The sequence below is a fragment of the Stenotrophomonas sp. 82F1 genome (assembly GCF_056861525.1).
The window spans coordinates 1-9552 of record NZ_JBSPUD010000023.1 but is presented as its reverse complement, the minus strand read 5'-3'; the positions used below and the strand labels follow the sequence as shown (position 1 = coordinate 9552).

8 protein-coding genes are annotated in these 9552 nt (G+C 66.9%); 2 read left to right on the top strand and 6 right to left on the bottom strand.

Going from position 1 to position 9552, the window contains the following annotated elements; translation table 11 throughout:
* Positions 1–207: 207 nt before the first annotated feature.
* The gene (locus tag AC13GI_RS18150; RefSeq protein WP_099820854.1) at positions 208–1191 is read right to left on the bottom strand and encodes a LysR family transcriptional regulator; all 984 of its coding nucleotides are present in this window, start codon (positions 1189–1191) and stop codon (positions 208–210) included.
* A 208-nt stretch (positions 1192–1399) separates the two neighbouring features.
* On the opposite strand from AC13GI_RS18150, the gene cysK reads away from it, so the two are divergent.
* Both cysK and AC13GI_RS18140 read left to right on the top strand, forming a co-directional pair.
* Positions 1400–2359, top strand: coding sequence for a cysteine synthase A (gene cysK, locus AC13GI_RS18145; RefSeq protein WP_099820853.1), 960 nt, complete (start codon positions 1400–1402; stop codon positions 2357–2359).
* 321 nt (positions 2360–2680) lie between these two features.
* Positions 2681–3277 (top strand): O-acetyl-ADP-ribose deacetylase, encoded by a 597-nt coding sequence (locus AC13GI_RS18140; RefSeq protein WP_099820852.1) that lies wholly within the window; start codon positions 2681–2683, stop codon positions 3275–3277.
* A gap of 74 nt (positions 3278–3351) precedes the next feature.
* On the opposite strand, the gene AC13GI_RS18135 is transcribed toward AC13GI_RS18140, so the two are convergent.
* The 5 genes from AC13GI_RS18135 to AC13GI_RS18115 all read right to left on the bottom strand — a co-directional run bounded on the left by AC13GI_RS18135 (position 3352) and on the right by AC13GI_RS18115 (position 9288).
* A complete protein-coding gene (locus tag AC13GI_RS18135) occupies positions 3352–4464 on the bottom strand; it encodes an ABC transporter substrate-binding protein (RefSeq protein ID WP_482996981.1) in 1113 nt (370 codons plus the stop codon).
* Between the two features lie 135 nt (positions 4465–4599).
* Positions 4600–5604, bottom strand: coding sequence for a class I fructose-bisphosphate aldolase (locus AC13GI_RS18130; RefSeq protein WP_049464892.1), 1005 nt, complete (start codon positions 5602–5604; stop codon positions 4600–4602).
* A 195-nt stretch (positions 5605–5799) separates the two neighbouring features.
* Positions 5800–7266 (bottom strand): pyruvate kinase, encoded by a 1467-nt coding sequence (pyk, locus tag AC13GI_RS18125; RefSeq protein ID WP_089236630.1) that lies wholly within the window; start codon positions 7264–7266, stop codon positions 5800–5802.
* A 181-nt stretch (positions 7267–7447) separates the two neighbouring features.
* Positions 7448–8116, bottom strand: a complete 669-nt coding sequence (locus tag AC13GI_RS18120) for an HAD hydrolase-like protein (protein WP_482996980.1) — start codon at positions 8114–8116, stop codon at positions 7448–7450.
* Positions 8113–9288 carry a phosphoglycerate kinase gene (locus tag AC13GI_RS18115; protein WP_482996979.1) on the bottom strand — a complete coding sequence of 392 codons (1176 nt, stop codon included), beginning with the start codon at positions 9286–9288 and terminating at the stop codon, positions 8113–8115. Before AC13GI_RS18115 ends, AC13GI_RS18120 begins: the two co-directional genes overlap by 4 nt.
* Positions 9289–9552 lie beyond the last annotated feature (264 nt).

Genomic DNA, 9552 nt, shown 5'->3' with positions numbered 1-9552 from the left:
CAACCGCCGTCGGACTCGTTCAGCGGTGGGGCGGTGTCGGAGTGCGGGGTGTCCGCGGCATGGATGCCGCGGCCAAGCCTACAGGGACGTACTTGCGGCGTCCCCGCACTCCGACACCGCCCAGCCATCCCACGGAATGCACGCTGTTGCTGTTGCTGTTGCTCCGGCCGGTAGCAGGTGCAGGGCGCAGCCCTGCTCGACCAACCCTCAGACTGTGATCGTCTGCGTCAGCGATTCCCAGGTCGGCGGCACCGGCCAGGCCGCAGCCTGGTTGCCATCCAGCACCCGCCGCAGGTCGCGCGGGTCGATCTGCGGGGCCAGCACATGCACCAGCTCCAACGCGTAATCACGCAGCACCCGGTCGCGCGGCAGCACCGCCCAGGCAATGCACTCGGTGATCGGCGCCGGCGCCGGCCATACCCGCAGGTCTTCATCGTTGGCGCTGATCGCCATCTCGGCCAGCAGCCCCACCCCCAGACCCGTGCGCACATAGGTCTTGATCAAGTCCGCGTCCAGCGCGGTCAGCGCCAGATCGGGCACCAGGCTCTGCGCGGCAAAGGCGCGCTGCAAGGAAGAGTTGGGCCGGGTCGAGGATTCGTAGCTGATCAACGGCTGGCGGGCCAACGCCGCCAGGTCCGGTGCGCGGCCGGCGCGGTCCAACGGATGCCCCTTGGGCACCACCACCAGCCGGCGCCAGCGGAACAGCGGCACGGCGATGCCATCGGTGGGTTCGCTGCCTGCAGTGCTGATGATCGCGATGTCGGCATCGCCCTGGTTCAGCCGGTCCAGCGCATCGGCCTCACCGGCCTGCTGCAGGTGCACGCTGACCTGGGGATAGGCCTGCTTGATGCGCGACACCGCCGGCGGCAGCACGAACCGCGCCTGGGTGTGGGTGGTGGTCAGGATCAGCTGGCCCTGGCTTTCGCGGCGCTGGTTGGCCGCGTAGGTGCGAATGTTGTTGGCCTCGGACAACACTGCGCGCGCGCGACTGATCACTTCGGTGCCGGCCGGGGTGACCGACTCCAGGCTGCGCCCCTTGCGTACGAACAGCAGGAAGCCCAGTTCGTCCTCCAGCTGCTTGAGCTGCTTGGACAGGCCGGGCTGGGTGGCATGCACGCGCGAGGCGGCGAGCGTGATGTTCAGCTCGGCGTCGGCGATGGCAACCAGGTAGCGCAGCTGGGTCAGCGTCATGGCAGGCGGGCGATGTGGGGGCGGAGGTCCACTCTAGGGTCAATTGCCGTCACCAGCTTATAACCAAAGGTTGTTTAAGAAAGGTATCTGGTCATTTCCGGGCGTCATATGCCGGCGCTACGGTCAGCCGGCAGCCGCTGGCCTGAACAGCCAGCCCTCTTCCCTTCCGCCCGCCGAGCCCGGCGCGGCCTGTTCCTGGAGCGCTCCCATGGCCCTGTACGACTCCATCCTCGACACCATCGGCAACACCCCCATCGTCAAGCTGCAGCGGCTGGCGCCGCAGGGCGTGACCGTGTACGCCAAGGTCGAATCCTTCAACCCGGGCGGCTCGGTGAAGGATCGCCTGGCGCTGGCGATCATCCTCGATGCCGAACAGCGTGGCCTGCTCAAGCCCGGCGACACGATTGTCGAGGCCACCTCGGGCAACACCGGCGTCGCCCTGGCGATGGTGGCCGCCGCACGCGGTTACAAGTTCGTGGCGACGATGGTCGAGACCTTCTCGGTGGAACGCCGCAAGCTGATGCGAGCCTACGGTGCGAAGGTCATCCTGACCCCGGCCGCCGAGCGCGGCAGCGGCATGGTGCGCAGGGCGCGCGAGCTGGCCGAGGAGCACGGCTGGTTCCTGGCCAGCCAGTTCGCCAATCCGGCCAACCCGGCCTACCACCGCAACACCACCGCCGCGGAGATCCTGCGTGATTTCGCCGGCAAGCGTCTGGACTACTTCGTCAGCGGCTGGGGAACCGGCGGCACCCTGACCGGCGTCGGCGAGGTGCTGAAGGTCGCCCGCCCGGACACCCGCATCATCGCCACCGAACCGGCCGGCGCCGCATTGCTGAAGGGCGACGACTGGAAGCCGCACAAGATCCAGGGCTGGACCCCGGACTTCGTGCCCGATGTGCTCAACCGCAATGTGGTGGACGAACTGGTGACCGTGGAAGACGACCGCGCGATCGCCACCGCCCGCCGGCTGGCGGCAGAGGAAGGCATCTTCGTCGGCATCTCCGCCGGTGCCACCGTGGCCAGCGCTTTGGACGTGGCAGATCGCGCTGAACCGGGCGCGGTGATCCTGGCGATGTTGCCGGACACCGGTGAACGCTACTTCTCCACGCCGCTGTTCGCCGACGTCAATGAAGGTTCCGACGACGACTGGCTGGCCGGTCTGCCCTGATCACCGCGTTGTCGATGACAGCAGGATGACGCCCACCCTCGCGGTGGGCGTTTCCATTTGGGTAATCCTGACTGGGCATTGCCGTTGCAAGCGGACCGTTTCCCCAGGAAATCAGAAGCAGACCGCTTCGGAAACTTTCGTTTCGCCCGCCTGCGGCGCTCGCTTCAGCCTGCGTGAAGGCACTGCCGGCCATCGTGCATGAACAGGGCGGATCGCAGTGCGTGAGACGGTCATGACGCAGCATCGATGCCCTGTCCCGCAAGATGCGGGTGCAGCCAGCGTGGGCACGGCGCGCAACAACTACAGGCAGGAGACGGACGCATGAAGATCGAAGTGTGGCAGGGCGACATCACGGCCCTGGCGGTGGATGCGATCGTCAACGCGGCCAATGAATCACTGCTCGGTGGCGGCGGTGTCGACGGCGCGATCCATCGTGCGGCCGGCCCCGGCCTGCTGGCCGAGTGCGAGCGTCTGCCGGAGCTGCGCCCCGGTGTGCGCTGCCCGACCGGTGAGGTGCGCGCAACCGATGCCTATGCGCTTCCGGCACGGCACGTACTGCACACCGTCGGCCCGGTCTGGCACGACGGCCAGCGCGACGAGCCGGCACTGCTGGCGAACTGCTACTGGAAGTCGCTGCAGCTGGCCGAATCGCTGAACCTGCAGTCGATCGCGTTCCCGGCCATCAGTTGCGGGGTGTATGGCTATCCGCTGTACCAGGCGGCGCAGATCGCGGTGACCGAAACACTGGCCTGGCAGCGCAGCCACGCCCAGCCGATGCGGATCGTGCTGGTGGCGTTCAACACGGCGACCGCCAAGGCCTACCAGCAGGCGCTGACGGCCGCAGGCCAGGTCGCCGACAGTGGGCGCGGGTCGCTGCTGCCGCCACTGGGCGATACCGGATTCGTGCCGGCGCATTGAAACAATGCGGGGCGTGTGGAAGAAAAAAGGCCGGGCATTGCCCGGCCTTTTCGCTTACATCCGTCGCGACAGCGTCAGTTCGTCACTTCGGCGGCAGCGTCGGCCGCCGCCGTAGCAGCAGCTGATGCCGCGGCCGAAGCGGCGCCGTCGACCTGCACACGCACTTCCACCATGCCCGCTTCGTCGCTCAGGCTGGACACGTCCACGGTGTAGTGGCCGGCCGGCAGCGATTCTTCCAGGCGCGCGTTGGTGCCATTGCCCCCATCGTCATCGGCCAGTTCCACGTCGCCGCCGACCACGCGCAGCACCGTATCCACCTCGCTGGACACCGCATCCAGGCGCACATTGGCCGGACGCGGCAGACTCAGCAGGAAGCGGCGGCGGCCTTCGCCATCAAGCATGGCGAACACGCTGCCGGACGTCGGCAGGGTGGTGCCATCGCGCATGACCATGTTGGCCGGCAACTCGGCGCGCTTGGCAGTCAGCGTGAAGGCGCCGGTAGCGTCTTCGCCGAGGCTGCGCACGCGCAGGGTGTACTTGCCCGGCTCCAACGGCATGCGAAGCTGCGAATTGGTGCCATCGCCATCATCGTCGTTCTCCGCCTGCGCGCCGTTTCCGTCCAGCTTCAGCACGGTGTCGAACGCTTCCGATTCCAGGCGGATCTCGTACATGCCCGCTTTTTCCACCTGCAGGGTGTAATCCTGCGACTTGGAGACCAGCAGGTCGCCGATCTCGCCTTCGCCCACCATCGGCTTGCCGTCATACGGCACCAGCTTCTCGGCGCGCAGGCGGTACGGGCCGAAGGCGGACGGGCCGTCGGCATTGATGGCTACCTGGTAGCTGCCGGTGCCATTGGCACGGAATGCCAGCGAGACGTCGTCGCCGCGCTCGTAGCCCGAGCTGCTGCTGGCCACCAGCACGCCATTGTTGAACACGGCGATCGAGCCGCGCAGCGCGCCGGTCAACTTGATGCCGACCAGTTGCTTGTCGTCCAGCTTCAGCTGGTACAGCTGATGGTGGCTGCCATCATTGAAATTGACGCCGCTGCGCGAGGTGATTTCGCCGGATACCGGCTTGTCGAACTCCAGCGAGGGGGCCTTGCCCACGTCCGTGCTGCCACCCATCCGGTTGCAGCCGCCGACAGCCAGCACCGTGGCAACGGCCAGCGTGATTGCGGTGATACGCATGTTCTTTCTCCTTGGCCTTCCATGTATGCCCCACGCACTGGCCTGTCGTGCGGGAGGCGGCAACGATACCGGCAAAAGCAAACGCCGGCATGATGCCGGCGCTGCCCTGTTCAGTTCATGCTGCGAAACGGCGGATCAGCCGTTCCACTTGCCCAGCGCGGCCTGGCCGTTTTCCTTGGCGCGCTCGTAGACGGTCTTCTGCGCGGCGGCGTAGTTGCCCTTCATGTCCTTGCCCCACAGCTTGAGTGCCGCCTGCTGCATGGCCCGGCCATAGGAGAAGCTCAGCGGCCACGGCAGGTTGCCCATCTGGTTCATGGCGTTGAGGTGGGCGGTGGACTGCTCATCGCTCTGGCCACCGGACAGGAACACCACGCCCGGCAGGATCGCCGGCACGGTGCTCTTCAGGCACATCACGGTCGACTCGGCCACTTCCTCGACGTCGGCCTGCTCGTCGCAGCCCTTGCCGGAGATGACCATCGAGGCCTTCAGGATGGTGCCTTCCAGCAACACGTTCTGCTGGTACAGCGCGTCGAACAGCGAGCGCAGGGTGGCTTCGGTGACTTCGTAGCAGGTCTCGATGTCGTGCTCGCCGTCCATGATCACTTCCGGCTCGACCATCGGCACCAGGCCGCATTCCTGGCACAGCGCGGCATAGCGGGCCAGCGCATGCGCGTTGGACTCGATGCAGGTGCCCGACGGGATGCTCTCGCCGATGTTGATGACCGCACGCCACTTGGCGAAGCGCGCGCCCAGCTTGTAGTACTCCTGCAGGCGCTCACGCAGGCCGTCCAGGCCTTCGGTGACCAGCTCGCCCGGGCAGCCGGCCAGCGGGTGCGCACCCTTGTCCACCTTGATGCCCGGGATCATGCCGTGGTCGGCCATGTACTTGGCGAACGGCACGCCGTCCTTGGTCGACTGGCGGATGGTCTCGTCGTACAGGATGGCGCCGGAAATGTGCTCGTTGAGCTTCGGCGTGGTCAGCAGCAGTTCGCGGTAGGCGCGACGGTTCTCTTCGGTGTTCTCGATGCCGACGCTGGCAAAGCGCTTGGCGATGGTACCGGTGGATTCGTCGATCGCGATGATGCCCTTGCCCGGGGCAACCATGGCCTGGGCGGTTTCAGCCAGCTGTTCGATGCTCATGTACTTCCTGTGGCGGGTGCGGGAAAAACGTAAGTATAGCCCCGCTACCCGTTGCCCCGACGTGGAGGCTCGGATGGAACCGGTTCCACTGTCTGTGCGGGACAGGAAATGTCCTGCCGGATCGGGTCAGAGCCCCTTCGGGGATCTGACCCCGGGTCGGATCCGCGCAGCGGCTCCGACCCGACGCGATACGTCTTACAGGTCGCCGAGACCGCTGGCGCGGCCGTCATCGCCCACTTCCAGCAGGCGCAGGGTATTGGTCGCGCCGTGGGTTTCCATGTGCTCACCGCTGGTGAACACCACACGGTCGCCGGCCTGCAGCATGCCGCCTTCCACCAGCAGGCGGATGCTGCCGCGCGCGGCTTCGCGCGGGGTGAAGCCACGGCTGTCGAAGTTGATCGGGAACACGTCGCGCATCAACGCCATCTGCCGGCGTGCGCCGTCGTGGCGGGTGACCGCGAACACCGGTGCCGAGGCACGGAAGCGCGACAGGTAGCGGGCGGTACCACCGGATTCGGTCATCGCCACGATCGCGCGCACGCCCACGTGCTGGGAGAGGAACATGGTGGCCATGGCAATGGCCTGGTCGGCACGTTCCAGGTTGCGCGGCGAGGCGCCGAAGTCGGTCTCGGTCTGGAACTGGCGCTCGGCGCCCAGGCAGATGCGCGCCATCGCTTCGACCGCCTTGACCGGATAGGCACCGGCGGCGGTTTCGGCCGACAGCATCACCGCATCGGTACCGTCGATGACCGAGTTGGCCACGTCCAGCACTTCGGCGCGGGTCGGGATCGGGCTTTCGACCATCGACTGCAGCATCTGCGTGGCGGTGATCACCACCTTGTTCTGCGCCAGCGAGGCCTTGATGATCTTCTTCTGCAGGCCCGGCAGCTCGGCATCGCCGATTTCCACGCCCAGGTCACCACGCGCCACCATCACCACGTCACTGGCGTCGACGATCTCTTCCAGGTTCTCGATGGCTTCGGTGCGCTCGATCTTCGACACCAGCGCGGCGTAGCAGCCGTGCGATTCGGCGATCTCGCGTGCATCGTTCATGTCCTGCGCGTTGCGGCAGAACGACACGGCGATGAAGTCCACGCCGATCTTGGCGACGATGCCGATCAGTTCCTTGTCGCGCTCGGTCAGCGCGCCCAGCGACAGGCCACCGCCCTGCTTGTTCAGGCCCTTGCGATCGGACAACGGACCGTCATTGAGCACGGTGTTGATGATGCGCTCGCCCTGCACTTCCACCACCTGCAGCTGCATCAGGCCATCGTCGAGCAGCAGCACGTCACCGGCGGTCACGTCCTGCGGCAGGCCGAGGTAGCTCACGCCCACCTGGGTGGCATCGCCGGGGCCGGCATTGGTGCTGGCGATCAGGTCGAAACGGTCGCCGGCCTTGAGATGCACCTTGCCTTCGGCGAAGCGCTCGATGCGGATCTTCGGGCCCGGCAGGTCGGCCAGGATGCCCACTTCCACGCCCACACGCTGCGCGGCGGCGCGCACATCGGCGGCACGCTTGGCCTGGCCGGACGGGTCACCGTGGCTGAAGTTGAGGCGCACCACGTTGACGCCGGCGCGGAACAGATCCTCCAGCACGCCCGGCGGATCGGTAGCCGGACCGAGGGTGGCAAGGATCTTGGTGCGACGCTGACGCTCGAACATGATGGATGGGCCTCTCCCGTTAAAGGACGGAAATTAGCACATCCTTCACGTCCCATGTATACGGTTACAGCCTTGTGCTGTCTGACTCTGCGGGACATCGCACGGACATGTTCCGGACATACGCTGGTCGATGGCGGCGGAAACGCCGCCGGGCAAGGCCCGGCGCGCGCCATCATCTACCTCAGGCCAGCAATGCCAGCAGCTGCGCCGGATCACGAGCCAGCTGCCCGGCACCGGCCTCGGTCAGCTCCTGCTCGCCACCAAAGCCCCACAGCACGCCGACGCTGCGCAGGCCGTGGTGGCGTGCGCCCTCGATGTCCATGCGGCGGTCGCCGATCATCCAGCAGGTTTCCGGCGCCAGCTGCAGGCGGTGCAGCGCCTCGCCCACCAGCTGCGGCTTGCTGCTGCGCGAGCCATCGGGCGTTGAGCCGATCACGTCCTCGAACAGATCACCAAACGGCAGATGCTCGACGATGCGGCGGGCATGCGGTTCGTTCTTGGCGGTGACCACGGCCAAACGGTGACCCCGTTCGTGCAACGCACGTACCACCGTTTCGATGTCCGGATAGATGGTGTGCTCACGCCAGCCTTCCACGTCGAAGCGCTCGCGATAGAAGGCCACGGCCTGCTCGACCCGGTCGGCATCCCCGAACAGCGGCGCGAAGGTGGTGCGCAGCGACGGACCGATCCAGCCCAGCAGCGTTTCCTGCGGAGGCACCGGGTGGTCCATCTTCTGCAGCGCATAGGCGATGCAGGTGGTGATGCCCACTTCCGAATCGATCAGCGTGCCGTCCATGTCGAAGAAGAGCGTTGCACGCGCTTCTTCGTCCACCCGCAGGTCGACGCTCATGCGCCGCGCGCGGCCAGGGCGGCGACGGCCGGCAGGGTCTTGCCTTCCAGGAATTCCAGGAAGGCGCCGCCACCGGTGGAGATGTAGCTGACCTGCTGGGCGATGTCGAACTTGTCGACCGCAGCCAGGGTGTCGCCACCACCGGCGATGGAGAACGCCGGCGAGCCGGCGATGGCGCGGGCCAGCGCTTCGGTGCCCTTGCTGAAGGCTTCGAACTCGAACACGCCGACCGGGCCGTTCCAGACCACGGTGCCGGCCTTCTGGATCAGCTGCGCGTACTGCGCGGCGGTCTGCGGGCCGATGTCCAGGATCAGGTCATCCTCGGCCACCGCATCGACGGCCTTCACTTCGGCAACCGCGTCGGGCAGGAACTGCTTGGCGGTGACCACGTCCACCGGCAGCGGGATGTCCGCACCGCGCGCCTTGGCGTCGGCCACGATCTTCTTCGCGGTATCCAGCAGGTCCGGCTCGTACAGCGACTTGCCGACCTTGTAGCCGGCCGCCGCGATGAAGGTGTTGGCGATGCCGCCACCGACGATCAGCTGGTCGACCTTGCCGACCAGGTTGGCCAGCAGTTCCAGCTTGGTGCTGACCTTGCTGCCGGCGACGATGGCCAGCAGCGGCTTGGCCGGTGCGTCCAGTGCCAGTGCCAGCGCATCCAGCTCGGCCATCAGCAGCGGGCCACCGGCAGCAACCGGGGCAAAACGGATAACGCCATGGGTGGACGCCTGCGCACGGTGCGCGGTACCGAACGCATCCATCACGAACACATCGCAGAGGGCGGCGTACTTCTTCGACAGGGCTTCATCGTCCTTGCCCTCGCCGACGTTCATGCGGCAGTTTTCCAGCAGCACCAGCTGGCCCGGCTGCACGTCGACGCCGTCGACCCAGTCACGCACCAGCGGCACTTCGCGGCCCAGCAGCACCGACAGGCGCTGCGCAACCGGGGCCAGCGAATCGGCTTCGCTCCACACGCCTTCCTTCGGGCGGCCCAGGTGCGAGGTGACCATCACCGCCGCGCCCTGCTCCAGCGCGCGCTTGAGCGTCGGCAGGGAAGCGGTGATGCGCTGTTCGGAGGTGATGCGGCCATTCTCGATCGGCACGTTCAGATCCTGGCGGATCAGCACGCGCTTGCCGGAGAGGTCGAGGTCGGTCATGCGGACGATGGACATGGGCAACTCTTTGGCTCTGGAGATGGGATGCCGGTTTGCGGCAGATGGTCATTGTATCGGGTGCGGCTGGCGGCCGCGCCGCTGCCTGCGGCAGGCTTGGAAGCAACGGCAACGGCAACGGCCAGAGCGCTGGCGCTTCGTGGTCTGTGGGTGGGCCGAGGTGGTGTGGGCTCCCGGGGGACGCCGTGAATCCGTCCATGGAGGCTCGGGCGCGCCATCCATGGCGCTTACGCCCCCCCCAGCCCCAACCACCCCCGCCACGAC

Bases quoted from the DNA above. Each gene is read 5' to 3' on its own strand.
- AC13GI_RS18150 (WP_099820854.1), bottom strand. From the start codon at position 1,191: ATGACGCTGACCCAGCTGCGCTACCTGGTTGCCATCGCCGACGCCGAG.
- AC13GI_RS18140 (WP_099820852.1), top strand. From the start codon at position 2,681: ATGAAGATCGAAGTGTGGCAGGGCGACATCACGGCCCTGGCGGTGGAT.
- cysK (WP_099820853.1), top strand. From the start codon at position 1,400: ATGGCCCTGTACGACTCCATCCTCGACACCATCGGCAACACCCCCATC.
- AC13GI_RS18115 (WP_482996979.1), bottom strand. From the start codon at position 9,288: ATGTCCATCGTCCGCATGACCGACCTCGACCTCTCCGGCAAGCGCGTG.
- AC13GI_RS18130 (WP_049464892.1), bottom strand. From the start codon at position 5,604: ATGAGCATCGAACAGCTGGCTGAAACCGCCCAGGCCATGGTTGCCCCG.
- pyk (WP_089236630.1), bottom strand. From the start codon at position 7,266: ATGTTCGAGCGTCAGCGTCGCACCAAGATCCTTGCCACCCTCGGTCCG.
- AC13GI_RS18120 (WP_482996980.1), bottom strand. From the start codon at position 8,116: ATGAGCGTCGACCTGCGGGTGGACGAAGAAGCGCGTGCAACGCTCTTC.
- AC13GI_RS18135 (WP_482996981.1), bottom strand. From the start codon at position 4,464: ATGCGTATCACCGCAATCACGCTGGCCGTTGCCACGGTGCTGGCTGTC.